Below are 26,974 nucleotides of genomic sequence, written 5' to 3'. Positions count from 1 at the left end.
TATTTGATTATTCTATATCCAATCATATCATGTATCGCCAATAGGAACGGTGCAATTAATTATAAAAATTGATTGGAGTATTAAATTTGGGGATGCCCGAAATTCAATTTGCCGAGGTGATTGACGTATGGTATCCTAAATGTGTAATCGGTTACACATTAATGGATTTCCGAATGAAGGATGAAATAGGTGATTGGGTGAAAAAGAAAATAGTCGTCGTTGGCAGCATTAACATGGATATCGTCATTTCAGCGGAACGGCTTCCGAAGATGGGAGAAACAATTTTGGGCGAGCGGGTTACGTATTTGCCTGGAGGAAAAGGTGCCAATCAGGCAGTCGCCGCGGCACGACTTGGCGGTGAAGTCCGAATGGTTGGAGCAGTTGGAAATGATGAGTTTGGTCGTAGTCTTCTCTCGCAGCTGAAGGAAAATGATGTTGATACGGAGTTTGTAGAAACAATTGACGAAGTGCAGACAGGGATTGCGAATATCTATTCCGTCGACCACGACAATTGTATCACTGTCGTGCCTGGCGCAAATTTTGCCATAACTCCCGATAAGATCGATAAGCGGATTGAGCAAGTGATTGCTAGTGCAGATGTGCTTGTGACACAGTTGGAAATTCCGCTTGCCACCGTTGCTAAAGTCTTGCAAGTGGCGAAATATAATGGCGTAACGACAATTTTGAATCCAGCACCCGCACAGATTCTTCCTGTTGAACTGCTAGGATTGGTCGATTTCTTGACGCCGAATGAAACAGAGTTTGAAATGATGACTGGACATTCCTTTACATCTCGCGATCAATTGAGGGCACTAATGGATGAATGGCAAACTGTTCATGATCAAACCCTTCTCGTCACACTTGGAGCGGAAGGGTGCGCCTATTTAGATAACGGTATATTGAAAGTTGTTCCACCGCCCAAAGTAGAGCTGGTCGATACAACTGGAGCAGGTGATTCGTTTAATGGAGCGCTAGCGGTTGGCGTGACAAAAGGATGGTCGATTACTGACATGGTTACATTTTCAGTAAATGCATCGGCCAAGGCTGTGACGAAATTTGGAGCCCAGGAAGGGATGCCTTTCCTGGATGAATTGTAGGATAGGAGGTCAGTAGGATGGAGCATATTTCATTATCTTATATCGAAGAAAACTTAGAGTCCTATTTAAAGGAGACTTATACATTTTTACATCAGCATCCAGAACTTAGTAAAGAGGAGTACGAAACGCAAGCATTTATTGTGAAAGAATTGGAACGGCTCGGAATTTCTTATAGGAAGATGGCAAAGACAGGGGTTTGTGCTGAATTGACTGGAGCGGAGCTTGGAAAGACTATTCTGATCCGCTGCGATATCGACGCACTTCCAATCGATGAACAGACAGGACTTGACTATGCATCCACCCGGTCTTGTGTCATGCATGCGTGTGGCCATGATGCACATGTAACGGTCGGGCTCGGTCTTCTAACTATATTGAAAGAGCGGGAAGCCGACTGGAAAGGGACTGTGAAGGTGATGTTCCAGCCATCTGAGGAAGTACATCCTGGCGGAGCGAAATTAATGATCGATGAGGGAATTTTGGAAAACCCGAAAGTGGATGCGGCAATCTGCCTTCACACTAATCCATTTCTGACACCGGGAAAGTTTGAAATGAAGAAGGGGTATATGCTTGCAAATACAGATAGAATATTTGTTTCACTGATCGGGAAAGGTGGCCATGCGGCAGCGCCACAGCAAGGGATCGACGCTATAGCGATGGCGGGCCAATTCATTTCAGGAACGCAGAATATTGTGTCCCGTCAAACCTCGCCGCTCGATCCTGCGGTCATTACATATGGAACAGTGAACGGTGGTTTCACTTCAAATGTTATGTGTGATCGCGTGGACATTTCTGGAACTGTCCGCACGATCAAGAAGGAAACGCAGGACCGTATTGAACAGCAGATCGAGGCGCTGTTGCAGTCGGTGACTTCTTTTTGGGGTGGGACGTATGAATATGAATATAACCGGGGGTATCCGGCATGTTGGAATGATCCAGAGATGACAGAGGTCGTTTCCAATGCAATCCGAACAGCTTTTGGCGATGATAAAGTGGTGGAAGTAGAGCATCCATATATGAGCGGAGACGATTTTTCGATTGTCGCGAGCCACGTGCCGTCCGTCTTCATGTATTGGGGTACTGGGTCGACGGAGAAAGAGAATTTCCCATGGCATAACGCCAAATATCACGTTAATCTTGATGCACTTAAATATGGTATGGCGACTGCAGTAGAATGTATTGCAGCCTTACTCGAAACAAACAAGGTAGGAGGAGAGGAAGCATGAAAAAAGTAATTATCGATGTGGATACAGGAATAGACGATGCTATCGGTCTTTGTTTGGCAGTCCAAAGTGGACAAGCTGATATTGTTGGCATTACGACAGTGAACGGCAATACTTCACTAGAGCAAGCGACCGTTAATACGACAAAAGTGATGAAGTTGCTTGGCAGGGAAGATGTAGCTATCGTTAAAGGCGCTAACCGTCCATTGTTGAGAGATCCTCATTTTGAAGTGAGCGTCCATGGGAATGACGGAATTGGCGGCGCGTTGAAAGAGATGGAAATAGTAGTGAATGAAGACGGGTTCGCTCCTGACTTCATTATTGAACAGGCGGCAAAGTACAAGGGCGAGCTGACAATCATTTTGTTGGCACCAATGACAAATATGGCGCTTGCAATTCGTAAAGAACCACGATTGAAAGATTGGGTGAAGGAGCTAGTCATCATGGGAGGAGCTGTGAGTTCACCTGGCAATATAACTCCTACCGCGGAATATAACATTTTTATCGATCCTGAGGCAGCAAAGATTGTTCTTCATGCCGGTATTCCAATTACACTTGTCGGTCTGGACGTAACGCGGCAAACACTCTTGACGGAAGCGGATATTGAGCGGATGAATGCAGGTGCCGTCCGTGACTTCGTGCAAGAATCAACTACCCATTACATGAACCGTCATTTTCAATTGACTGGGAATCGTGCATGCGCGATGCATGATCCGCTTGCTGTAGGGGTGGCTCTCGACAAATCGCTCGTACGTACAGAACTGCACTACGTAGATGTGGAAACGAAAAGCGACTTATGTGACGGACAGACGGTTTGTGATTTCAAAGGCTGGCTGAAGAAAGAGCCAAATGTCAATGTGTGCGTGGAAGTGGATCGGGACCGGTTCATTGAGACATTAGTGGATACATTAGGTAGATAAGCTTTGGATTGGAGTCTGACGAAATGTGTCAGACTCTTCTCCGTTTAGAAAGAAGGAAATTGAATGAACTCTTTATCGAAGCCGGCATTATCGCTAGCCGGGGTGCAATGGCTGTTTTTCATGTTTGCCAATACGGTTGTCGTTCCGTTGTCTGTAGGTGCCGCATTTGAGTTGCCTGACATGGAAATAGCGGGCATTATCCGGACATCCTTCATCGTTACAGGGGCAGCAAGTATATTGCAGGCGGTATTGGGTCATAAGTATCCTCTTATGGAAGGCCATGGAGGAGTGTGGTGGGGATTGGTGCTCAGTCTATGTGCATCAGCGCCTGCTGTCGGACTCAGTTATGCAGAGGTCGGTGGCAGTCTTGCGCTCGGTATCATCCTCGCGGGAATAATGACGATTCTTCTCGGTGCATTCGGATTTGCGGGTACCTTGAAGAAGCTCTTCAACCCTATCGTCTTGACGGTATATCTGTTTTTATTGTCTTGCCAGCTGATCATGGTGTTCTTTAAAGGGATGCTTGGAATTGATGAGGAAGGGAAGATTAATGCACCTATCGCCATGCTATCGATCGGAATTGTAGTTCTTGTATTAGTACTTGCAACGAAAGGATTCGGAAAACTTGGGAATTATTCTATTTTGATTGGGATGATGGTTGGTTGGATTGCACATAGCCTTTTAATTACAACAAGTGTACAAGTGAGCGGTGGTTCGTCTACGCTCCTCCCGTTTTTACCTTGGGGAGCATTCCGGATGGACATCGGTATTGTCCTGACCGCTTTTCTCGCCGGACTGATTAATATGGCCAATTCATTGGTAGCTATTACAACAATTGAAAAGTTGTTAAAGACGAAGACTTCAGCTCGCCAATATCGCAGTTCTTTTATTCTGACAGGTTTTCATACGATCATTGCAGGGTTGTTCGGCCTCATCCCCTACGGGCCATATACATCATCGATCGGTTTTTTGGAGAGCACGAGAATTTACGAGCGACTGCCCTTCATTATAGGTGGAAGTCTTTTTATTGTGATGGGACTCGTACCGATGCTCGGTTCGTTTTTCTCAATGATGCCGACGAGTATTGGGGATGCCGTATTATTTGTCGCTTATTTACAGCTGTTTGGCAATGCGGTGAAAAATATTCGGCAGTTGCCGCTAGAGGAGATTCCCTTATACCGGCTGACCATACCTGCTCTTGTAGGATTAAGTGTCATGACTCTTACACCTGTGGCATTCAGCGTATTTCCTGTTCTTGTGCAGCCAATTATCAGCAATGGGCTGCTTGTCGGTGTTTTGCTATCATTGATAATGGAAATATCTTCGAAGAAGAAAGTGGAAGTTTGAAAAAAAGGTGAGTTCCATATTAGGAACTCATCTTTTTGTTGATTGTTTTTCCATCAATTTTACTGGGAAGCGTCTGCTCATTACATCGATAGATTTTTTATTAATTAACGCGACGACATACTCCATTGCCGTCTTACCGATCTCATAAATGGGCTGTGCAATAGTCGATAGCTCCGGCACCATCATTTCCATATGAATCCCGTCAAAACCGATGACTTTCACATCTTCTGGCACTTTGATGCCTCGTTCTATCAATGCTTTAACAGCGCCTGCAGCCATCAAATCATTGCTGGCGAAAATGCCGTCAAGATCGGGATGGGCGTTAAGGAGCTCATTCATAGAATCGTAACCGCCCCTCACTGTGAAATCACTGTAAGTAATGAGACTTGGCATGAATTGTCCTGTCTGCTTATAAGCCTCCTCATATCCTAAAGTGCGTTCTCGAGAGGAGATGATATGCATTGGACCGCAAATATGTCCGATCTTCCGGCAACCTTGCTCGACAAGATACTGTGTCGCTAATATGCCGCCGCCTCGATTATCAGCAAGAAGAGAAATGATATCCTGCCCTGGAAAAGCATTATCCATCAGAACGACGGGAATAGAGTGCTTTTGCAGATTAGCCACCTGATCTGGCTTAATTGTATAAGAAGAGATGATAATGCCATCGATCTGTTTCTGGATAAGTGTCTCGATGTATTTTGCTTCCTTATCAGGATCATTATCCGTATTGCAAAGCATGACTGTGTAACCGATTTCATGTGCCGCATCTTCTACCGCACGGGCAATTTCAGGGAAAAATGGATTTAAGATATCTGGAACCATTAGGGCGACAGTCGCTGTCTTTTTCCCTGCTAAACTCCTAGCAATATTATTTGGTCTGTAATTCAATTTTTCAATTACCTCTGTAATCGCTTGCGCCGCTTCTTTACTAACATATCCATTCTTGTTCAGAAAACGGGAGACGGTTGCCACGGAGACACCGGCCAGTTTGCTCACGTCTTTGATTGTAGCCATAAAGCACCTCAATTGTGATATCGTTTACATCAACATAACAACAATCCATAACTTGGTCAATGGTATGTTTTTAAATTCACATTGACAGTCGATAAAATGATATGGTAAATTACGTGTAACCGATTACACATAAAGTGTAAATGAGTTTAGTTTGGAACGGGGGAAAGGATTATGAATATATTAGTAGGCCTGTTAGGCTGTCTTGTAATCTTGGCAATTGCATTTCTATTATCCGAAAATAAAAAGAAGATTAACTATCGAATCGTTGGTATTGGGGTTCTTTTGCAAATTCTGTTTGGTTATATCGTGCTCAAATCCTCAGTCGGCCGAATAGTGCTTGAAAAAATATCGGAAGGGGTCAGGAATATTATCCATTACGGAAATGAAGGATTGATGTTCGTTTTCGGTGGATTGGCGGATGCCTCCCAACCTACCGGTTTCATTTTCGGTATCCGTGTCGCTGCAATGGCTATATTTGTAACAGCACTCATTTCTGTATTGTATCATTTCGGGATTATGCAACTTTTTGTCCGTGTTATCGGAGGAGGACTTTCAAAGCTCCTTGGGACAAGTAAGGCTGAATCGCTGACGGCTGCTTCAAATATTTTCTTAGGCGTTCAAGAAGCACCGGTCATCATCAAGCCCTATATTAAAACATTAACACGATCAGAAATTTTTGCGGTCATGGTTGGCGGATTGGCTTCCGTTGCCGGCGGTACGCTCCTTGCATATGCAGCACTTGGTATTCCAATCAATTATTTGCTCGCTGCTAGTTTCATGGCCGCGCCAGCTGGACTCGTTTTCGCAAAAATTTTGATCCCCCAAACTGAAACGCCATTGAATATAGTGGATCCGGAGAAATCTAATGCGACTGAAGCTGATGAAGTAAAACCGAGTGTAATTGACGCGATTACTAGAGGTGCCATGGAAGGTTTAAAGATGGCGGGTCTTATTATCGCCATGCTAATCGCCTTCATTTCGATAATGGCTCTGTTTAATGGTTTACTTGGAGGCATCGGTGGATGGTTCGGATATCCAAAGCTGTCGCTCCAACAGATTTTTGGTTATATTTTCTCCCCACTCGCTTTCGTGATGGGAGTCCCTTGGTCGGAAGCATTAACTGCAGGTAACTTGCTTGGCCAAAAGGTTGTATTAAACGAAATGGTAGCTTTCACGTCGTTCCAGCCTTTGATCGATTCATTGTCTGACAAGACGGTAGCCATTATGACATTTGCATTGTGCGGCTTTGCCAATGTGGGATCTCTTGGAATCTTGATAGCCAGTATGACCGCATTTGCGGAAAATCAACGCGGTGTTGTCGCTAAGCTTGGTATGAAAGCGGTTCTGGCTGGGACGCTCGCCAACTTGATGAGTGGTACCATCGCCGGAATGTTTATGTAAAAAAATAACCGTCCTGACATGATTTGTCGGGACGGTTTTGTATTTACCTAACTCTTTGTTTCCTCATCCATTGCGTTGCGACCCACTTTTCACCAGTGATAACAGGTGCACCGCCGTGTAAAGTTAAATCATTTAGATCTTGATCGTTATAGAAGTATTCGAAGTAGACTGCAGTCCCTTTTTTAGGCGATACTGAAAAGTTCAGTTTAGGGAAATAGGTTTCTCCGCCTTCTTCAACATCATTTAAATACATAACGAGTGTACTAATTCTATTGTTTGTTACTTTGCTTGTTGATGAAAAGAAATCATAATGAGCCTTATACTGTTGACCAGGAGTATACCGTAGGATTTGAAGGCCTTCTCCATGTTCAATAGGTATGTTCATAATCGTTGAGATTCTCTTTTCGATTCTCTCCACAATTTCGTTTTCACTTTCTTCGATAAACATACTGCTACTTGTTCTCAACTCATTTTCTTCGCGTGTTGTTCCAATCTTTGAGCGTTTCATTCTATCTGAAGACAATTTGATCAGTTCATCGCATTCTTCGTCACTTAAAATATTTCCTAAAACGACTACTAATGGCTCCTCTAATCTAGCGACAATGTCAATTTCTCTATCTGTCATAATTTTGCTTCCAACATGATTAAATATTGTTTGCTCTTTATTATCCGTTATCATCTTCGAACACCTCTTAAACTGTTTAGTTTTTAAAACAAATACGTTTTTGGGCAATAGGTAACTTGTAATAACGGCCTTCTTGTACGGTTTCCACTTCCTTTTGGAATTAAATTCAATTTATTTTATCACGTAGTTTTATATCACGTAAAATTTTAACTGAGGGATTTTTTCGGAATTATTTTCCAAGCGCGCTATGTAATAAATTTAAAATGATAAACCATATTAATCCGTAAAAAAGAAGCCAATCATAAGTCCTTGATTGGCTCCCTGTGTGTACATTATGGCAACTGTGCGTTCAATTTATACCTTTCTTTTCGAATACAAAAATAGACCTAACAACAATACTGTCTGTCCAAGAAAAGCAATGGCATCCCAAAAAGCGGATGGAGTCGAAGAATGAAATAGATTAGAAAGAACTCGTGAGTAAGCATAATAGGCTTGTGGCAGGAAGTAAAAGACAAGTAGACTAAGTGATAACAAAATCCCGCCGATATAAAATACGCTGTACATACGTACAACTCTTTGCTCTCCATCGAACGTCTCGGCATCCCTAGAGTACCTTCTTAAAAATGGCAGCCATTTACTTAAATATTGCCTCCCACTTTCCATCAAGTTATAACATCCAGTTATGTTTTCAACGAAGTAATATACGTCAGTTTTCATGTAGAAACAGCATTGATAGATTGTTTTTATGAAAATATCAAAAACGACTATACTAAGTATCCCTATTAAAATTGCATTCCCTTCCGGAAAGAGAAGCTGTATTGTTAATGCGATTAAAACACAAACTTGTTCAAATGACATACCGGCAAAATAGAGGATATTTCTTTGCCTTGGCGCCAGTCTCCATGCTGATGTTAAGTCTGTTTCAAAAACAACAAAGATAAGTCTGTTCCCAATCCCTAATGCAGCGGGTAAATTATAGGATCTTATAGCCAAAATATGTCCAAACTCATGGATGAAGATTAATACGAGGGAAATCAGCATGTAAGTAATGATATTGAACATCATCGAATCGAATATAAATATATCTTGATAATGTGGGAATAATCCAGGGTTCCACATGATAAGCGAAAGATTGATCAATACTAAAATGACATAAATCTTATTCATTATCCCATTAAAAAAGAAACGTCCGACAGAAGGGGGGAGCCATGTAAAACCACCAGAAGCTTGAATTTCTTTTTTTTGAATGATACTTTCCCCATCTATCTTTTCAACAAGACCTAATTCAATAAGCTGTTCGCCAAATTCGATCATGTCTACGTTTTCATTTGGATATTTCTTCTGCAGCTCTTTTTCGATTTCCCCTAATGTCTGGCCTTTATTTATTCTTTCAATCGCTTCTATACATATAACTGGCATTTCAAAAAAGTCACCAGAAACAGGTTCTTCCACGATATAATTCTTCTTATCTTTTTGTATGGTTAAAGGATATAAAGTGAATTGTGCTAGCAATGTTAATTTCAAACTTAGCTCCACCTCCCTTTAAAATGAAAATAGGATGCTATCAGATAGCATCCTATTGGTAGGATTCCTTAAACTTTGGGAATTAAGAAGCACCACCAACATGTCACTTTAACTTTCTTAAGCTTACGGATTTTCATGTTTGCATCCCTCCTTTGGTGTATGGTCTTTTAAATATTGTTTAGAGATTGTTATCCAATCTGGATACACTTGTTTAAAAACTTCCACCAATTCAGGATCAAACTGGGATCCTTTTCCGTCAATGATTCGTGTATATGCTTCTTCAAAAGGAAGCGCTGGTCGATAAGATCTAGTAGAAGTCATTGCATCAAAGGCATCTGCCACAGCTGTAATTCGAGCAACTAAAGGTGTTTCTTCTCCCACAAGCCCATCCGGATAACCCTTGCCATCCCATCTTTCATGATGATGATAAACGACGGCAAGATTATCGCCAATTCCTTCTACATCTTCAATTGCTTTAGCTCCTACAACAGGGTGGGTTTTAATAACTTCATATTCTTCTTCTGTAAGTTTACCATGTTTCGCCAAAATAGTGTCAGGAATATTTACTTTACCGATATCATGCAATAGACATGCATAATAAAAAGAATGTAATTCAGAATCATTTACTTTCCCTGTTGCTTTTGCAAGACTCATCGCATACTCCGCCACTCGCTCACTATGTCCACGTGTATAAGGGTCTTTGAGTTCTAATGTGGCGATGACTCCTTTCACCATACCAGCTAATTGCTCGTCATAAGAAGTTTTTAATACTGTAACGTATCTTAAGATTCGGTGTAGGAGAATATAAGATATACCTGCCAATATGATAAGAATAATAACTGGGAATAATATGACAGGGTCCTGTATGAATACTCCTACCAGTAAGTATTTTAAGATCAATCCTGATGTAACTAGATAAAAAAATCGTTTGTTAATGAAAATCGGCGAAAACATTATAATAACTAGCTCAACTAGGTTGCCACTTGAATAAGAATCTGCTTTGCCAAAGTAATAATAAATATCCGTGATGAGGTTCGTAACTAAAAAAGTAATGACGACAATATATTTGACCTTTCCGGGGTCTCCTTTTTTGAAGAAATAGATCGTAATAGGAATAAGACAGATAATAATAAAATGTTTAATGAAATTTAATAAATACCAAACTCCATCTGGTTTCACATTCGCCGTCCATGGAAATAACGGAAACAGATTATAATAAAAAATATCATATAAAAAAAAGACTATATAAAATAAGGACATAAATAAAACAGTAGCTCTTTTTTCTTCTTGTAATAAGGATGTAATCTTCATTTTTCTGCCCCAGTAAGTATGGCTCTAAGGTGATGTAGTTGTAACTCTCTCATAATCACTAGCTTCCTTCGTAATAGATTTTGCTTTATACATTCTTTTATCGGCAATTGTTAGCAAATATGAAGTGTTCTGCCCATCATAATGACGAGGAATGGAAAAATTAAAAGGGAGCCGATCATGTCAGTGCATGATTGGCTCCTTCTTCGTAGATTTTTAATCTAACTCGTTCTCCAAAACTTCCTTCACTAACCGACGTACTTCATCTGTCGTTTTCGTATTCATCAATTCGTTCCTCAATTCAGCAGCGCCTCTAAATCCGTGAATATAATACATACTCGTTTCATGCCTATTCCGTCTCGTATGTTGAAATGCCTCAATAGTAATTACTATACTAAAGAGATTTGAATAACGTGTGTAGACACAAAGAAGTCATCAATTCATGTGAATGCATGGATTATCCCTTCATCTGCATACCTTTTTGATAATTATTTTCTATACTAATTGCATGAGGAGAGGAGAACAAACTGTATTGAATAAAATTTCGAAAAAACTAGCTGCATACTTTATCATTTCTTTCCTTGTCCTTGAAACAGTTCTCATGATGTATTTGCACCAAAATATTGTTCATACAAGAGTGGATGAAGAATATTCTCGCCTATTGGCAACAGGCTCCAATCACCGAAACGTCTTAATCGATTATTATTCTGAAGAAACGATTACGCACATTGTGTTAATGGAAACCGAAGGAGACAGGGGAGTTATCATTACCGACAAGAACGGGGAAATCATTCGAAGTTCGGATGGAAAGCTGGAAGATCTCCTTCCGTCACGATTTTTATCACCTAACTCATTTGTTCAAGATGATCGGATTATAGAGCAAGAATGGGAAGATTCGCCATATATCATAAGCGCTCATCCCTACATGATTGACGAGAAGCATGCGGGGAATGTGTTGATGTTTCAAAGCACTGAACCATTGGAACAGCTGGTGCGCAAGCTGAATCTTCATTTTGGTTTAGCGGGTGGAGCAATTATTGTCATCCTGTTTATCATCTATTCGATTTTGTCCAAATTTCTTACTCGGCCTTTAATTCGAATGAAGGAGGCGACAGAGAAGTTAAGCGATGGGAAATTCGATGTTAGCCTTCCGGCTGGAGGTAATGATGAGCTTGGTGAATTATCGATTGCGATTCGGAGACTGGCGAATGATTTGGAGAGGATGAAAAAGGAGCGAAATGAGTTTCTTGCATCGATCTCACATGAATTAAGCACCCCTCTAACCTACTTAATTGGTTATTTGAAAGTGGCTATGAGACCTGATCTGACTGAAGAAGAGAGAAATCATTATTTAAAGATTATAGCGGAAGAATCAAATCGAATGAAAGATTTAATGAAAAATTTAATGGATTTAGCAAAAATGGATGAATTGACATTTTTAATTTCAAAGTCGGATTTTTCTGCGCGAAAATTCGCTGATGATATTTATCGCCTTGTCCAACCTTCTTTTGCTTTAAAGAATGTACATCTGGACTTGAAATGCAACGAGGATTTTCAAATTCATGCAGATCCGGTGAGATTGGAACAGGTTGTACTGAATCTATTGGATAATGCGTTAAAGTATTCAAATGAAAAAACTACTGTTACGTTTAGGATTTCCAAAGAACAAAATCGAACGGTCATTACAGTTGCGGATGAAGGAATTGGAATCCCGGCAGAGCAAATCGATATGATTTTCGAGAAGCTTTTCAGAGTGGAGAAATCCCGCTCGAGATCGTTTGGAGGATCGGGGCTTGGACTTGCTATTGCGAAGGAATTGGTGGAAGCACATGGCGGTTTGATTGAAGTGAAAAGTGAGTTGGGCAAAGGGAGCGAATTTACAATTAGGATGTAAAACGGTAAGGAGTTGAACAAATGCATACGATTTTGCTAATAGATGACGAACAGAGAATGCTTGATTTACTGGGGTTATTTTTGGCACCCCATGGATTCGAATGTATAAAAGCGCATACCGGAAAGAAAGGACTTGAAATCGTAAAGAACGAAAATGTCGATCTCGTATTATTGGATGTAATGATGCCTGAACTGGATGGTTGGGAAGTGTGCAAAAAGTTACGAGAACTGTCGACCATTCCGGTAATTATGCTCACTGCAAGGGCAGATAAAGTAGACATCGTGAAAGGCCTGGAATTTGGGGCGGACGATTATATCACAAAGCCTTTTGATGAAAGGGAGCTAGTGGCGAGAGTGAATGCATTACTCCGCCGCGCTTCAACCGAAGTTGCTGAAAGCAGCAATACAGTGTATGGAGATTTCATTTTGAATCGGGATTCTTATTCATTACATTACAAAAACATGGAAGTGCAATTGACGTTAAAAGAATTTTATATTATTGAGGCGTTGATCACTCAGCCGAAAAGGACATTTACACGTGAACAGCTTTTACGTACAGCGTGGGACTATAACACATTCACGGATATTCGAACGGTGGACTCGCATATACGGAATTTAAGGGAAAAACTAAAAGTTGCAGGCTTCCCAATTAATGACTTCCTAATAACGGTGTGGGGAATTGGATATAAGTGGAACTGATTCTTGAATCTTGGATTGAGTGAGATAAGTTGCTGAATAAACGATAGGAGGAGAGATCCTCAATGTATACGTTTTTATCGAAAATTAGCCAGGTCATCACGGAGCCGATTACAGGCATCCTTCATTCGTACGCAGATTTCCCGCTCATGTTTGCATTACTGTTAGGGGTGGTTGGCGCTGTTGCACCATGTCAATTGACAGGGAATATAAGCGCTATCACGCTATACGGCAATCGTACTGTTCAATTCAAGACTGATTGGCTCGAAATTTTTGCTTTTATTGCAGGAAAGGTTGTCGTTTTCAGCTCTTTTGGTCTTTTGGCATGGGGGTTCGGTCAAGCATTTGAATCCAAGATGACGGAATATTTTCCGCTTTTCCGTAAAGCGATAGGCCCTCTTATTGTTTTTACTGGACTTGTTCTATTGGGCGTATTGAAACTGAGAATCTTTCAACGTATGACGATACATATTCCGGTACGGATTCGAGAATGGAAGGCAGGTTCCTTTTTGTTAGGTGTGAGTTTTTCACTTGCATTTTGTCCGACAATGTTTGTTCTGTTTTTCGTGTGGCTCATGCCAATTATTTCCTCCACCTCTTATGGACTCATACTCCCCGCTGTCTTTGGGATTGCCACATCGTTTCCCCTTATCCTTCTATTCTTGATGATATGGCTATTTGAAACAGATCGCCGAATCATGAAAAAAAGTGTGAAAATCGGCCGGGCCATTCAACGTTTGGCGGGATTGCTACTAGTGGTGATCGGGTTTTTTGATACGTTGACGTATTGGGGGATGTAACGATTGGTCTCGTAAAATGCGTTTATCTGTAAGGAGTGTTTCTATTTGTTCACTGATTTGAATTTATTTCTAGCATTTGGTGCAGGTCTTCTTAACTTCATATCACCTTGTACGCTACCCCTGTATCCGGCTTTCATTTCCTATATTACAGGCATGTCCTTGGATGAATTGAAATCGGATAAAGTGAAAATAAGGAAAAGCGGTGTGATACATACGATTTTGTTCTTAATTGGCTTTTCCATCATTTTTATCTTTCTTGGATTTAGCTCTTCTTTCGTAGGTACTTTCTTTATTCAATACCAGAATTTGCTTCGGCAAATCGGTGCTATTTTCATCATTCTTTTTGGTTTGATGATCATTGGTCTGTTTACACCGGAATTCCTAATGAAGGAAAAGAAAATGCAGTTTAAAAACCGACCGGCTGGCTATTTTGGCACATTTCTTATCGGACTAGCGTTTGCAGCGGGGTGGACGCCATGTACCGGTCCTATTACAGGAGCTGTATTCATGCTTGCTTCCCAAAATCCGGGTGCAGGCGTCTGGTATATGCTTGCCTATGTTCTTGGATTCGCCATTCCGTTTTTCCTACTCTCCATTTTCATTACTCGTATTAAATGGATTCAAAATTATAGCCGAACAATTACGAAAACCGGTGGCGTTATTATGATTGCACTTGGAATTCTACTGTTCTTTGATGGATTGACGTTAATTATTGCATGGCTCAGTCCATTTTTCGGCGGATTCATGGGGTTCTAATACGAAAGTAATATCTAAAAGGAGTACGTGGTTATGGGCTTGCAAAAATATTATTTCCAGCAGCCAAATATATGTTATGTGTTACCTTACGATAGGTAGCCCCTGAAAGCTAATTCTTTGCATAAATTACGACCATTAGTAGAAACAACTGTCATATGCATATTTTTTCATACATTCTTGAAATACTGAAAAATGTAATCATCAACGAAAGGGGAAATAAGAGGTGGGTTTAAGGATAAAACTTGCCGCAACGGCAATCGGTATATTAGTCATCAGTGGGTGTAGTAAAAACGCTCAGCTTGGCGAGGAAATGGATCACTCGACAATGAATCAACATATGGAGGACATGGATCATTCCTCTATGGGTGATATGATGGAAGGACATATGAGTCATGACGATGTAGTTATGTTACATGATTCGACAGGGGAAAATGAATTGAAAATCCCTACGATGCTTGAACGGGATGCTGGGGAAGGGATTATATACACGGTTCGAGCACAAAAAGGAAAGACCGAAATATTCGACGGGACTAAAACGGAAACGTATGGATACAACGGATCGTTTTTAGGGCCGATGCTCCGTTTCGAAAAAGGGGACAAAGTTAAAATTAGAACGATCAATGAGCTGGACGAAGATACCACTTTCCATTGGCACGGGCTGGAAGTATCTGCGAATGTGGACGGCGGTCCCCACGATGCGCTAAAGCCGGGTGAAGAAAAGGTGATTGAATTTGAAGTTGCCCAAGAGGCGGCGACTTTATGGTTTCATCCACACCCTCATGGTAAAACATCTGAACAAGTATACAATGGGCTTGCCGGTTTAATTTATATTGAAGATGATAATTCGAAAAGCATTGGACTCCCGAGTATATATGGTGAAAATGATATCCCTTTAATTTTTCAAGATCGGAAATTTGATGATAAAAAACAATTGAATTACACCGCAGTAAAGAATGAAGACGGAACAATTGGCGATACATTATTGATTAATGGGACGTTGAATCCCAAGTTGACTGTAAAAAAAGAGAAGGTGCGTCTTCGTTTAGTAAATGGATCCAATGCCAGGAATTACACATTTAAATTGAGCTCTGGGGATCCGTTCGTTCAAATCGCGACAGATGGCGGTTTATTGAATGAACCGGTTACGTTGAAAAAGGTGACATTGACGCCTTCAGAGAGAGCGGAAATTATTGTTGATTTCTCTCAGATGAATTCGGAAGGTGAAATAGCATTAATTAATGAGGAAGGGTCAGTTCTTTTACCTTTCAAGGTTTCTGACCAAAGTGGTGCTGTCAGCAGAATACCAGGAGAGATGAATGATTTTTCATTGATAGAAGAAGAAATGGACTTGCCCGTCACAAAGAAGATAGAGCTTTTTGGAATGATGAAGATGGTAACGATAAATGGGAAGAAATTTGATCCGGAAAGAATTGATTTTACACAGCAACAAGGGGTTACGGAAGTGTGGGAGATTTATAACAAACCGGATATGATGGGTGGCATGATCCATCCATTCCATATACACGGCGCACAATTTAAAATCATCTCCAGAGATGGGGAAGCACCACCGGAAAATGAACGAGGATGGAAGGACAGCATTTCTGTAAAACCAGATGAGAAAGTGAAAATAGCTATACAATTTAAGCATAAGGGTGTTTATATGTTCCATTGTCATATTCTCGAACATGAAGACAACGGAATGATGGGACAAATTTTGATAGAGTAGCACAGTAAATGTTGAATATAGAAAGGGAGGGACATCATTCATGAGAAAAAGTGTACTCGTTGTATTCGGTTTATTGCTAAGCCTTGTTTTAGTCGCTTGTAGCAATGATTCGTCCGAAAGAAAGGAAATTGAAGATATAAAAGAAAAAGTACATGAGTATAGCGTTGGGAATTTTGGAGATGATGTAACAGCGTCCATTACATCTCATGAACTCATTGTTAAAGACAAAGGAAAAGAAACGACATATGACTTGCCAAGTAATGAATTCTTCGTTTCTATTGCTCCATTCATTACAACTACACATCCTTGTGGAATCCACAGTTTAACAGGGTGCCAAGGTGAATTAGTTAAAAAGGATTTCGACGTGTTTATTCAAGATGTAGAGGGCAACGTTGTGGTCGATGAAACAATGACCTCACTAGAAAATGGGTTTATCGATTTATGGTTGCCGCGGGATAAAAATTTTAAAGTGAAAATTACACATGACGGGAAAACGGTTGATGCTAATATTTCTACCTTTGAAGGCGACAATACTTGTATTACAACGATGCAACTAACTTAATGACTTACTTTTCATTCACACGGAATCGTGAAGTATTCACCATACTTCTCACGGTTCTTTTTATTTTTCAAGAGACTTCAATAATGAAACGAGAAATAAGGATTTTATAAGGAGATATGCAATTTCCGTTTAAATTAATACCCCTAGGGAAAAAATACACCGAATGAAAATCTCAGGAGGTGCGTTTATGAATACGAAATACGCAGAAACAATTAAGGTGATTCTAGAATGTCTTAAGGAATGCAATAGTTGTTTCGATGAATGCTTGAACGAAGAAGATGTAAAAATGATGGCTGAATGTATTCGGTTGGACCGAGAATGTGCCGACGCTTGTACATTCGCCGCGCAAGCGATAACGCGTAACAGCCCATTCACGAATCAGGTTTTAGAACTTTGTGCTGAAATCTGCAACCGTTGTGCTGAAGAGTGTGATAAGCATGACATGGATCATTGTAAACGCTGTGCAGAGGCTTGCCATAAATGCGCTGAAGCATGCCGTCAAGCAATAGCGTAATCGATATTGATGAAACTTCATTGGAGGAGCTATCTCGAGAAATGTAAGACGGTTTCTTGCGATAGCTTCATTTATAACTAATTTAGAAAAAAACAGAGGTGTAGTAGACAAATGAAGAAGCATGTATTTTTTCTAGGTCTCGCGATGGTTATCGGTTTAAGTGGATGTGGGGACAAAACGACCAACGAGAATAGTACAGACGTTAATAATGAGCCGCAACAAGAAGAAGATATGGAAATGGAGATGAACCATTCCGGCTCAGGTGAAGTGCCTGCAAACTTGAAAGTGGCTGAAAATCCAACCTATGAAGTCGGAAGTGAAGCCATCATTAAAGCTGATCATATGAAAGGGATGAAGGGGGCCGTTGCGACCGTTGTGGGTGCTTATGATACGACAGCTTATGTAATTTCATATACTCCGGTAACTGGCGGAGAAAAAGTGGAAGATCATAAATGGGTAATCCAAGAAGAGATTAAGGATGCTGGTGATAAAAAATTGGAGACAGGTACTGAAGTCACCGTAGAGGCAGACCATATGAAAGGGATGAAAGGAGCGATAGCAGAAATTGATTCAGCTGAAAAAACTACAGTTTACATGATTGACTATATGCCAACTACCGGCGGTGAAAAAGTAACTAATCATAAGTGGGTAACAGAAGAGGAACTTACAGCTAACTAACGATATAAAAGGAACGCCCCATATGTTGAGGGAATATCAACTTATGGGGCTAATCAGTTTATATGCAATTAAATTGAACTTGCCTCAATCCAATTCGTTATCCATAACTTCCTTCACTAACCGACGTACTTCATCTGTCGTTTTCGTATTCATCAATTCATTCCTCAATTCAGCAGCGCCTCTAAATCCACGAATATAAATTTTGAAAAAGCGGAGAAGTGGTTTGAATGGACGCGGCTCTTCTTCTGTTGAATATTTATCGTGTAAATCCAATTGCAATAACAGTAAATCGAGATATTCCTTCACGCTATGTTCTCTCGGTTCTTTCTCGAAAGCAAATGGATTCGTGAAAACGCCGCGGCCGATCATAACGCCGTCAACGCCGTATTGTTCCACGAGTTTTAGTCCTGTTGCACGGTCAGGAATATCGCCGTTGATTGTTAACAACGTATTTGGCGCAATTTCATCCCGTAACTTTTTGATTGCCGGGATCAATTCCCAGTGTGCATCCACTTTGCTCATTTCTTTTCTTGTGCGAAGGTGAATGGACAGGTTTGCAATGTCTTGCTCCAAGACATGCCGTAACCATTCGTGCCACTCGTCGATTTCAATATAGCCAAGTCTTGTTTTTACACTGACTGGCAATCCACCAGCTTTAGCGGCTTGAATGATTTCCGCTGCAACTTCGGGGCGTCGTATTAATCCCGCACCTTTTCCGTTTGCAGCAACGTTTTGCACTGGGCAGCCCATATTGAGATCGATGCCTTTAAAACCGAGTTTCTTCATGTCGATGCTCATTTGTTTAAAATACTCAGGTTTATCGCCCCAAATATGCGCGACAATCGGCTGTTCATCTTCTGTGAACATTAAGCGGCCACGAACGCTTTCTCTCCCATTCGGATGGCAATAGCTTTCCGTATTCGTAAATTCCGTGAAATACACATCAGGTGGTGCTGCTTCAGCGATGACATGACGAAACACTACGTCAGTCACATCTTCCATAGGTGCTAATATAAAAAACGGCTTTGGTAGATCAAGCCAAAAATTATCTTCGTTACTCATTTTGTATCCTCCTGTTGCATGCAAAATCCTTTGCTCATCAAATAGTATCATTTATTGTGGTCAATTGCACTGATACATTCTTAAAAAGTAGTAGTTTGTATGCATGATCGAATTAGGGCTCCATTAATCGCACAAGGGCTCCATTATTCTGCCAAGGGCTCTATTAATCGCATAAGGGCTCAATTAATCGAGCAAGGGCTCCATAAATCGCATAAGGGCTCAATTAATCGAGCAAGGGCTCCATTAATCGGTCAAAGGCTCCATTAATTGCACAAGGGCTCTATTCTATCGTCGTCGGAGTCATTTATTGAATGGAAAAACTAAACGTTCGGTCTTCCACAAACTCTCCGTCCCGGTATGTCCTTTCGACGAAAGTGATGTTATTCTCATTATCGATGAGAAGAGCTGTCGAAGAGCGGGTGCCATATCCTTCAGATTTAATGAATAGGGAAGAAAGAATACGTTCCAGTTGTTTTCCCACACCTGTATCAGGAAGTTGTTCGTCCGGAAACGGTTCGGCATGTTGCAGTATATCGAATAGTTCACTGGACTGTATGACGCGTTTCTGTTCGACAAGTCCCCGGAGATCTGCTTTTCCCTTAACGACTTTTGGCCATGGTGTATCAATAAAATGGTTACATAGCCCATATGTTCCGGGGGAAATCTCCTTCACTTCATTTTCGATATTCGAGTAATAGAACAACTCATCCGAAGTACCGACGATTACGTTGAATCCCGCATACTCCGCCTGCTTTCGTTGCAACGATTTCAGAAATTCAGCGGCAGTCAAATCGGAATCGAGAAAATTAGTCACAATTTCACCACGCGACCGAACGTTCTTCTTTTGCTCAGATGGATTTCTGTAGTTGGTCAGTGCAGCAAACCGGCCTTTTTTCGTAATGCCAAGCCATGTTCCGCCTTGGGATAAATCCTTGCCTGCCAACAAATAGGGCTTGTCTTCCCAAAAATGCGCCGGTGCAGTAGGGCGTTCGTAAAACTCATCACGGTTCGCAGCTACAATCAAACGGTAGATCGGATGGTCTTGAAAATGAAAATTAATCAAACACATGACAACATCACTTCTCCTTTCTAAAAGTATACATTGTTAATTGGGATTCGTACTACAGATAGTGAACGCTACTCCTACTTACCACAACTTTTGATAGAAGGATCTTTTATACAATGACATCATCTCTACGTACAATGTTTACGTGTTATACTAATTTTACAAACTTTGTAACTATTTTATATTAGATAGGTTTTTTGAAGGGGAATACAATAATGAACAGATGGCTTTTTGGATTTTTAGTCGTATTAACAACATCTTTAATGGGGTCAGCTTTCGCAATCGGAAAGATTGGATTGGTTTACGCTACACCGATCATGCTTGTAGCATTGCGCTTCCTTATAGCTGGGGCCATTATGTCAATAATTGTAAAATGTTTACGAATCGCTCATCCAAAGCAGATGGCAGATTGGATAAAAATAGCGTTGATCGGTTTTTTTCAAACGGCTGGTGTCATGGGATGTATTTTCGTCAGTTTACGGACGATAACAGCGGGGCAATCATCAATATTAACCTTTATGAACCCGCTTTTAGTTGTTATATTTGGAACGCTTTTTATGAAAATGAAATATAGTTGGCGCCAATGGTTCGGCGTTATTTTAGGTTTTGTTGGTGTAATGATAACGCTTGGAGCACAGGTGGACTTGAAAATTGGAACCCTTTTTGGCTTTCTGTCTGCCATTTCGTGGGCCATTGGAACTCTCCTCATTAAAAAGTGGGGCGTTCAATTTAATACTTGGGTGTTAACAGCTTATCAGATGTTGTTTGGTGGTTTGATTTTATTCGTTGGTAGTTTTCTACTGGAAGAACCTTCATTTCAAATTACCGCTATATCAATAACCATCCTATTATGGCTAGCACTCATGGCTTCCATAGTGCAATTCGCCGTATGGTTTTACCTTTTACAAACAGGAGAACCCGGTAAGACAAGCGCATTTTTGTTTTTAGCTCCATTTTTCGGTGTTCTTACTGGCTGGTTATTACTTGATGAAATGATTGCGTGGAATGTTGTAGTCGGTGGTGTATGTATATTTGGGGGTATATTTATGGTGAATTGGACGGCTAAAGTAAAGAAAAGTGTATGAGAAAGGAGGGGAGTACTCAAAATGGAAACAAGCTATAAAACGATATTTGACCGCGTCTCTATCTATTTACTGGCGATTTTCGTTTCTCCCATCCTCTTTGGAATTTTCATGGCACTCTACTCGATGATCGCTTTTCAAGACTCTTGGAGTTTTGGCCCGACCGTCATAGTTGTAGCTTTATATTCTTGGCCATTCTTTGGATTTGGGGCCTTTCCTATTTCAGTTTACATCGATTTTTCAGCTCGACTAAAGGAGCATCCGAACTGGATAAAGGCGTTAGTATATGCATGTTCAGGTGGCATAGCGGGTCTTATTGCTAGCGTTATTTTTTATGGTCTGTTCTCGATGATCTTCATGTTCCTCTTTGGTATGGTCGGCGGAGTAATTCATTTTATCGTATTGGTACTGATTAAAAAATTCCTAAAGTAATACTCGCGTGAAAAAGGGATGTATTTGTTGCATGAAGATAAATAAAGACCTGAAGATAAGCGAGAAAGATTGAGACAATAAAAATTAATAAGAAACCTAGGAGGAAGTATTTTATCCAACAAAAAAGACCCCTATTGAATTTAATTAGGGGAAAACAAGATGTGTGGCTTAAAAAAGGAATCTATAACATGCGGATAGTTCCTAAATCCACCAATAAATAGGTAGACATGAAAAAGTTCAACATTTTTTCTTGTTGCATTTTTTATTATTAGCGAATATTGCGATAAATGCACCCGACAAAACAGTCATCCATAAAATGAGATTCATTTTCCACCTCCAATCGGCTAGTTATATTATTATACTTCGGATAATGCGGGAACAGCAATTGCGGACTATCAAGAAAAAATAAAAAGTTAATGTCACAGTTCGATAATATTGTTCAATAATTCCTATAATCATTCGAAGGGTGCCTTTGGTAATCTCTCCTTCATCAATTAAATCTATACCTACCCCATCTGTAACCTTTTGGAATTCATCATGTTGGGCTTAAACCGTAATCATGACACTACGGTTTGACAATAAAATAGCGAGTTTTGTATGATTAACAAATCGGTGTCGAACGACCCGTGTTAAGGAGGGGAGCAATCAGGAAAATCGGAAACCAATGAAAGCGCCAGTGCTGGGAAAATCGGACGTCCCACATTCCCAGCAGACGAGGTGGAGGAGTATCGAAACATTCGGCGGATGCCTCCCGATCGAAACGCCCGATTGTAACTTTTACCTACAAAACATCCGAGCAATCGTATGGACAACAAGGTAAAAAGGCTATTCTAACAAGTAATAGGCAAACACTTCGGAATCCCGAGGTGGACTTTGTCATTTCTTCATGAGGAGGAAATTAATATGTGTGGAATTGTCGGTTATATTGGAGAGCAGGATACGAAAGAGTTCTTACTGAAAGGGCTCGAAAAACTTGAATATCGTGGATACGATTCAGCAGGACTTGGACTTCTGACAATGAACGGTGTAGAAGTCATCAAAGAAAAAGGACGGATTGCGGATTTGCGAAAAGCAGTTGATCCATCCATCGAATCCAAAACAGGGATTGGCCATACCAGATGGGCGACACATGGGATTCCCGATCGGAAGAATTCCCACCCGCACCAAAGCGAATCCGGACGCTTTACGCTTGTACATAACGGCGTCATTGAAAACTATGTACAATTGCAAAAGCAATATTTGCAAAACGTGAACATGAAATCGGAAACTGATACGGAAGTAATCGTACAATTGGTTGAAGTGTTCGTAATAGATGGCATGACAACCGAAGAGGCTTTTCGTCATACGTTATCCTTATTGCACGGTTCCTACGCCATTGCCATGTTAGATACGGAAGACCAAGGAACAATCTATGTTGCTAAAAATCGCAGTCCGTTGCTTGTCGGCGTCGGGGAAGGCTTTAACGTTGTCGCGTCCGATGCGATGGCGATGCTGCAACTGACTGACCAGTTCATCGAGCTCCACGATGAAGAAGTCGTCCTAGTGACAAAAGAAGCCATCCACATCATGACACTCGACGGTACGGAAATCAACCGGGCTCCTTATACGGCGAAACTCGACATGAGCGATATCGAAAAAGGAACATACCCGCACTATATGCTCAAAGAAATCGATGAGCAGCCAGGCGTTATGCGCAAGATTTTAACAGCTTACACGAATGATCAAGAAGAACTTACAATCGACCCTGCAATCATCCAAGCAATTAAAGATGCCGATCGACTCTACATTATCGCAGCAGGTACGAGCTATCACGCTGGCTTGATAGGTAAGCAATACTTCGAAAAGCTCGCAGGCATTCCAGTCGAAGTGCATATTTCAAGCGAATTCGGCTACAATATGCCATTGCTTTCGAAGAAACCGTTATTTTTATTCATCACCCAATCCGGGGAAACAGCGGATAGCCGCCAAGTGCTCGTGAAAATCAAAGCGCTCGGCTACCCGACGATCACAATGACAAACGTTCCGGGCTCAACGTTGTCACGGGAAGCGGATCATACATTGCTTCTTCATGCAGGTCCAGAAATCGCGGTCGCATCGACGAAAGCGTACACAGCCCAAGTCGCAGTGATCGCCGTCACTGCATATGTTGTTGCAAAACAATTGAACAGGGAAATTGATTTCGATTTGAGACAGGAACTATCCATCGTCGCTAATGCCATCCAAACGCTCGTCGACTCGAAGGATGATATGGAACAGATTGCGAAGGAGTACCTTGAAACGACACGCAACGCCTTCTTCCTAGGCCGGAACCTAGATTTCTACGTTAGCCTGGAAGGCGCACTCAAACTAAAAGAAATTTCCTACATTCAGGCGGAAGGCTTTGCCGGCGGAGAACTGAAACATGGAACAATCGCTCTTATTGAAGAAGGCACACCTGTCTTCGCCTTAGCAACTCAAAAATCCGTCAGCCTCAATATTCGAGGCAACGTGAAAGAAGTCGTTGCTCGTGGAGCGCATCCTTGCATCATTGCTATGGAAGGCATTGAAGAGGAAAGTGATCGCTTCGTCTTGCCGCCTGTGCATGAGTTACTAACACCAATTATTACTGTTGTTCCGCTGCAGCTGATTGCATATTATGCATCGCTTCATCGTGGATGCGACGTAGATAAGCCACGGAATTTGGCGAAGAGTGTTACAGTTGAGTGACTAAGCTTTTTAGTTGTGTAGTTGTAGGTTTGATATAAAGTAGTAGCGATTATGAAAAAGATGTGGTGCCCGCTTGTGTAAGAACGTTTTATGGGATATTTGACATTCTTTACATATTCCTCATCACTACGTATAATAGACCTGTAAAGTCGATTTCAATGAGCATATCAAATAAATTGATAAGTGGTGAACTTTGTGAGTGCGGTAGTCTCTAAATAAGAAAACATTATAGGAAATAAGGAAGTTTTAACAACAGGGGATTTCAGTTATATTCACCCCCTTTATTTTGTTGTGGACTTATTTCCACTTATGAAGACACCTACCATACTTTACAAACAAACAAGCGCATCACTTCATGATTAGAACTATCGTTATAGATGGTTTTATTTATGTATTTTACTTTTGCATTGTAAATGTAAGCTGCGGTAGATACCGCAGCTTTTTATATTTATCTCCAACTCATTGAAATTTTGCCGTTAGGTTTCTTCATTGCTGATTTAATAATCACATGGAGGAGAATGAAAACATGAATGAAAGTACTTTTGAAAAATTACAGTACAACGAACTAAAAGAGATTATAAAATCTTATTGCGTTAGCGGACTGGGCAAACAACTATTTGACAAATTAATTCCCAGTTCTAACTTAAAAGTAGTCAAACATCGATTAACCGAAACATCTGAAGCGCGTGCCATTCTGGATGCAGGAGGAAACGTACCTTTCATGGGGGTTTCCAACATTGAACATACAATTGATAAATTGGATAAAGGCATAATTTTAGCCCCAATAGAACTTTTAAGTATTTCCGATTTTTTAAGAGGTTGCCGAAAAATAAAAGTTTTCATGTCCGGTAAAGAATTTCTTGCTCCGATATTATCGTCATATGCCATTTCCATGACAGAATTCATGGAGTTAGAAGAGGAAATCAACCTTTCTATAAAAAATAATCAGATTGACTCGAACGCCAGTAAAGAACTCAAACGTGTTCGTCATCATATCCAAACAACTGAACAAAAAATAAAAGAACGATTAAATAAATTTCTAAACAGTAGTGTAAATAGAAATTATATTCAGGAGTTCATAATTAGTATCAAGAATGATCGCTATACAATACCAATAAAATCCTCATACAAAAATCAAGTACAGGGAACTATCATTGAAATATCATCTAAAGGTTCGACAGTCTTTATGGAACCTAGTATAGTGCAAAAATTAAGTGTAGAACTAGCAACATTAAAATCTGAAGAGGCAATGTTGGAATATCAAATACTAGCTACTTTGACAGGTCTAGTGACTGAAAATCTTAAAGCCATTACTATTAATATTGAGCTCATTTCTCAGTACGATATGATTTTTGCTAAAGCTAAATATAGCAAACATGTGGATGGAATTGAGCCAAACATAAATGATTATGGGTATATAAAATTAGTTAATTGCAAGCATCCATTACTATCGGGTCATGTTATACCACTTCAGTTTCAGATTGGGAGCACTTATCGTAGTTTAATCATAACCGGACCTAATGCCGGGGGAAAAACAATTGTGCTGAAGACAATTGGCCTTGTTACTTTGGCAACTATGTCTGGGTTCCATATTACTGCTTCGAAAGAAACTGAAATTGCAGTATTTGAGCGCATGTTTGTAGATATTGGTGACAATCAGAGTTTAGAAAATGCACTTAGCACGTTCTCTTCTCACATGAAAAACTTGTCTGAGATACTTCGATCAGTAAACAACAATACCCTGCTACTATTTGACGAAATCGGAAATGGGACTGAACCAAATGAAGGAGCAGCATTAGCAATCTCCCTCTTAGAAGAGTTTTATCTTAAAGGATGTATTACCGTTGCTACAACGCATTATGGAGAAATAAAACGTTTTTCCGAAATGCATAGTGACTTTATGAACGCCGCCATGCAATTCAATCATGAAACGTTAGAACCGCTATTTAAACTTCTCATCGGACAGTCTGGGGACAGTAATGCTTTATGGATCTCTAGAAAAATGAATGTGCCGGAAAATGTTTTAAAAAGAGCAGAGGAGTATATGGAAAATAAAGAGTATCGCTTGGAACGGTTAAATGAAAGCAAAATCCTTAGACCGAAAACAGTGGTTGGAAAAGTTGAAAAAAATATTGACTATCAAAAGGGAGACCGTGTAAAACTGCTTGACCACGATGACTTTGGGATAGTGTATAAAGAAAAGGACAACTATTATAACGTTACTGTGTATTATCAAAATCAATTTATTGAAGTGAACGAAAAACGCTTGTCACTAGAGTTAAAAGCTGAAGAGTTGTATCCAGAGGGCTATGACTTAGACACTTTATTCATTGATTATAATACTAGAAAACTAAATCATGATATAGAGCGAGGATCGAAAAAAGCACTTCGTAAAATCCAGAAAGAAATTCGAGATAATAAATAAACAAAAAAAGATTCCCACTTTCGTTCGAAGGTGGGAATCTTTTGTGATTTAAATACTTATGGGTGTTGTTTGCTGTCCGGTCGTTTGCAAATCCTTTATCTGAAAAAAATAGCATTC

At 40.5% G+C, this 26,974-nt stretch carries 23 protein-coding genes and 1 pseudogene; 17 read left to right on the top strand and 7 right to left on the bottom strand.

What is annotated here, in order from left to right:
• The first annotated feature begins 92 nt into the window (after positions 1-92).
• The 4 genes from rbsK to ACTHPA_RS10755 all read left to right on the top strand — a co-directional run bounded on the left by rbsK (position 93) and on the right by ACTHPA_RS10755 (position 4,584).
• Entirely contained in the window at positions 93-1,097 is a 1,005-nt protein-coding gene (gene rbsK / locus ACTHPA_RS10770; RefSeq protein ID WP_440500387.1) for a ribokinase, read from the top strand.
• 17 nt (positions 1,098-1,114) lie between these two features.
• Positions 1,115-2,320: a M20 metallopeptidase family protein gene (locus ACTHPA_RS10765; RefSeq protein ID WP_440500244.1), complete on the top strand. Its 1,206-nt coding sequence runs from the start codon at positions 1,115-1,117 to the stop codon at positions 2,318-2,320.
• Positions 2,317-3,237, top strand: a complete 921-nt coding sequence (locus ACTHPA_RS10760) for a nucleoside hydrolase (protein WP_440500243.1) — start codon at positions 2,317-2,319, stop codon at positions 3,235-3,237. The genes ACTHPA_RS10765 and ACTHPA_RS10760 overlap by 4 nt, the downstream gene beginning before the upstream one ends.
• Before the next feature lie 63 nt (positions 3,238-3,300).
• A complete protein-coding gene (locus ACTHPA_RS10755) occupies positions 3,301-4,584 on the top strand; it encodes a uracil/xanthine transporter (protein WP_440500242.1) in 1,284 nt (427 codons plus the stop codon).
• A gap of 27 nt (positions 4,585-4,611) precedes the next feature.
• Here ACTHPA_RS10755 and ACTHPA_RS10750 read toward each other — a convergent pair whose 3' ends face one another.
• Complete coding sequence (locus tag ACTHPA_RS10750) at positions 4,612-5,601, bottom strand: LacI family DNA-binding transcriptional regulator (RefSeq protein WP_440500241.1); 990 nt, start codon at positions 5,599-5,601, stop codon at positions 4,612-4,614.
• Positions 5,602-5,772: 171 nt separating this feature from the next.
• Here ACTHPA_RS10750 and ACTHPA_RS10745 point away from each other — a divergent pair, with 171 nt between their 5' ends.
• Positions 5,773-7,002, top strand: a complete 1,230-nt coding sequence (locus ACTHPA_RS10745; RefSeq protein WP_440500240.1) for a NupC/NupG family nucleoside CNT transporter — start codon at positions 5,773-5,775, stop codon at positions 7,000-7,002.
• Positions 7,003-7,045: 43 nt separating this feature from the next.
• On the opposite strand, the gene ACTHPA_RS10740 is transcribed toward ACTHPA_RS10745, so the two are convergent.
• The 4 genes and pseudogenes from ACTHPA_RS10740 to ACTHPA_RS10725 form a co-directional block, all read right to left on the bottom strand.
• Positions 7,046-7,681 carry a 2OG-Fe(II) oxygenase gene (locus tag ACTHPA_RS10740; protein WP_440500239.1) on the bottom strand — a complete coding sequence of 212 codons (636 nt, stop codon included), beginning with the start codon at positions 7,679-7,681 and terminating at the stop codon, positions 7,046-7,048.
• A gap of 300 nt (positions 7,682-7,981) precedes the next feature.
• On the bottom strand, positions 7,982-9,151 hold the full coding sequence (locus ACTHPA_RS10735; RefSeq protein WP_440500238.1) for a PqqD family protein: 1,170 nt from the start codon (positions 9,149-9,151) through the stop codon (positions 7,982-7,984).
• A 123-nt stretch (positions 9,152-9,274) separates the two neighbouring features.
• Positions 9,275-10,462 (bottom strand): HD-GYP domain-containing protein, encoded by a 1,188-nt coding sequence (locus ACTHPA_RS10730; protein WP_440500237.1) that lies wholly within the window; start codon positions 10,460-10,462, stop codon positions 9,275-9,277.
• Positions 10,463-10,675: 213 nt separating this feature from the next.
• Positions 10,676-10,789 (bottom strand): annotated as a pseudogene (locus tag ACTHPA_RS10725) (tRNA-dihydrouridine synthase); the annotation flags it as partial.
• 202 nt (positions 10,790-10,991) lie between these two features.
• On the opposite strand from ACTHPA_RS10725, the gene ACTHPA_RS10720 reads away from it, so the two are divergent.
• The 8 genes from ACTHPA_RS10720 (at position 10,992) to ACTHPA_RS10685 (ending at position 18,084) form a co-directional block, all read left to right on the top strand.
• On the top strand, positions 10,992-12,353 hold the full coding sequence (locus ACTHPA_RS10720; RefSeq protein WP_440500236.1) for a sensor histidine kinase: 1,362 nt from the start codon (positions 10,992-10,994) through the stop codon (positions 12,351-12,353).
• Between the two features lie 20 nt (positions 12,354-12,373).
• Positions 12,374-13,051, top strand: a complete 678-nt coding sequence (locus ACTHPA_RS10715) for a response regulator transcription factor (RefSeq protein ID WP_440500235.1) — start codon at positions 12,374-12,376, stop codon at positions 13,049-13,051.
• 62 nt (positions 13,052-13,113) lie between these two features.
• Positions 13,114-13,848 carry an urease accessory protein UreH domain-containing protein gene (locus ACTHPA_RS10710; protein ID WP_440500234.1) on the top strand — a complete coding sequence of 245 codons (735 nt, stop codon included), beginning with the start codon at positions 13,114-13,116 and terminating at the stop codon, positions 13,846-13,848.
• 45 nt (positions 13,849-13,893) lie between these two features.
• The gene (locus ACTHPA_RS10705) at positions 13,894-14,604 is read left to right on the top strand and encodes a cytochrome c biogenesis CcdA family protein (protein ID WP_440500233.1); all 711 of its coding nucleotides are present in this window, start codon (positions 13,894-13,896) and stop codon (positions 14,602-14,604) included.
• A gap of 223 nt (positions 14,605-14,827) precedes the next feature.
• On the top strand, positions 14,828-16,330 hold the full coding sequence (locus ACTHPA_RS10700; protein ID WP_440500232.1) for a multicopper oxidase family protein: 1,503 nt from the start codon (positions 14,828-14,830) through the stop codon (positions 16,328-16,330).
• 40 nt (positions 16,331-16,370) lie between these two features.
• A complete protein-coding gene (locus ACTHPA_RS10695; RefSeq protein ID WP_440500231.1) occupies positions 16,371-16,892 on the top strand; it encodes a CueP family metal-binding protein in 522 nt (173 codons plus the stop codon).
• A gap of 187 nt (positions 16,893-17,079) precedes the next feature.
• Positions 17,080-17,406 (top strand): four-helix bundle copper-binding protein, encoded by a 327-nt coding sequence (locus tag ACTHPA_RS10690; RefSeq protein WP_440500230.1) that lies wholly within the window; start codon positions 17,080-17,082, stop codon positions 17,404-17,406.
• A gap of 111 nt (positions 17,407-17,517) precedes the next feature.
• Positions 17,518-18,084 carry a YdhK family protein gene (locus ACTHPA_RS10685; RefSeq protein ID WP_440500229.1) on the top strand — a complete coding sequence of 189 codons (567 nt, stop codon included), beginning with the start codon at positions 17,518-17,520 and terminating at the stop codon, positions 18,082-18,084.
• An 84-nt stretch (positions 18,085-18,168) separates the two neighbouring features.
• Here ACTHPA_RS10685 and ACTHPA_RS10680 read toward each other — a convergent pair whose 3' ends face one another.
• Together ACTHPA_RS10680 and ACTHPA_RS10675 are read right to left on the bottom strand one after the other, a co-directional pair.
• Positions 18,169-19,146 carry a tRNA dihydrouridine synthase gene (locus ACTHPA_RS10680; RefSeq protein ID WP_440500228.1) on the bottom strand — a complete coding sequence of 326 codons (978 nt, stop codon included), beginning with the start codon at positions 19,144-19,146 and terminating at the stop codon, positions 18,169-18,171.
• A gap of 304 nt (positions 19,147-19,450) precedes the next feature.
• Positions 19,451-20,215 (bottom strand): NRDE family protein, encoded by a 765-nt coding sequence (locus ACTHPA_RS10675; protein WP_440500227.1) that lies wholly within the window; start codon positions 20,213-20,215, stop codon positions 19,451-19,453.
• Between the two features lie 212 nt (positions 20,216-20,427).
• On the opposite strand from ACTHPA_RS10675, the gene ACTHPA_RS10670 reads away from it, so the two are divergent.
• The 4 genes from ACTHPA_RS10670 (at position 20,428) to ACTHPA_RS10655 (ending at position 26,857) form a co-directional block, all read left to right on the top strand.
• Positions 20,428-21,297, top strand: a complete 870-nt coding sequence (locus tag ACTHPA_RS10670) for a DMT family transporter (protein ID WP_440500226.1) — start codon at positions 20,428-20,430, stop codon at positions 21,295-21,297.
• A gap of 21 nt (positions 21,298-21,318) precedes the next feature.
• Entirely contained in the window at positions 21,319-21,726 is a 408-nt protein-coding gene (locus ACTHPA_RS10665; RefSeq protein ID WP_440500225.1) for a hypothetical protein, read from the top strand.
• 903 nt (positions 21,727-22,629) lie between these two features.
• A complete protein-coding gene (gene glmS / locus ACTHPA_RS10660) occupies positions 22,630-24,432 on the top strand; it encodes a glutamine--fructose-6-phosphate transaminase (isomerizing) (protein ID WP_440500224.1) in 1,803 nt (600 codons plus the stop codon).
• 526 nt (positions 24,433-24,958) lie between these two features.
• Complete coding sequence (locus tag ACTHPA_RS10655; protein ID WP_440500222.1) at positions 24,959-26,857, top strand: endonuclease MutS2; 1,899 nt, start codon at positions 24,959-24,961, stop codon at positions 26,855-26,857.
• Positions 26,858-26,974: the final 117 nt, after the last annotated feature.

This window comes from Sporosarcina sp. SAFN-015 (assembly GCF_051966875.1).
Classification (GTDB): Bacteria; Bacillota; Bacilli; order Bacillales_A; family Planococcaceae; genus Sporosarcina.
This window is presented reverse-complemented; position numbering and strand designations above follow the sequence as displayed.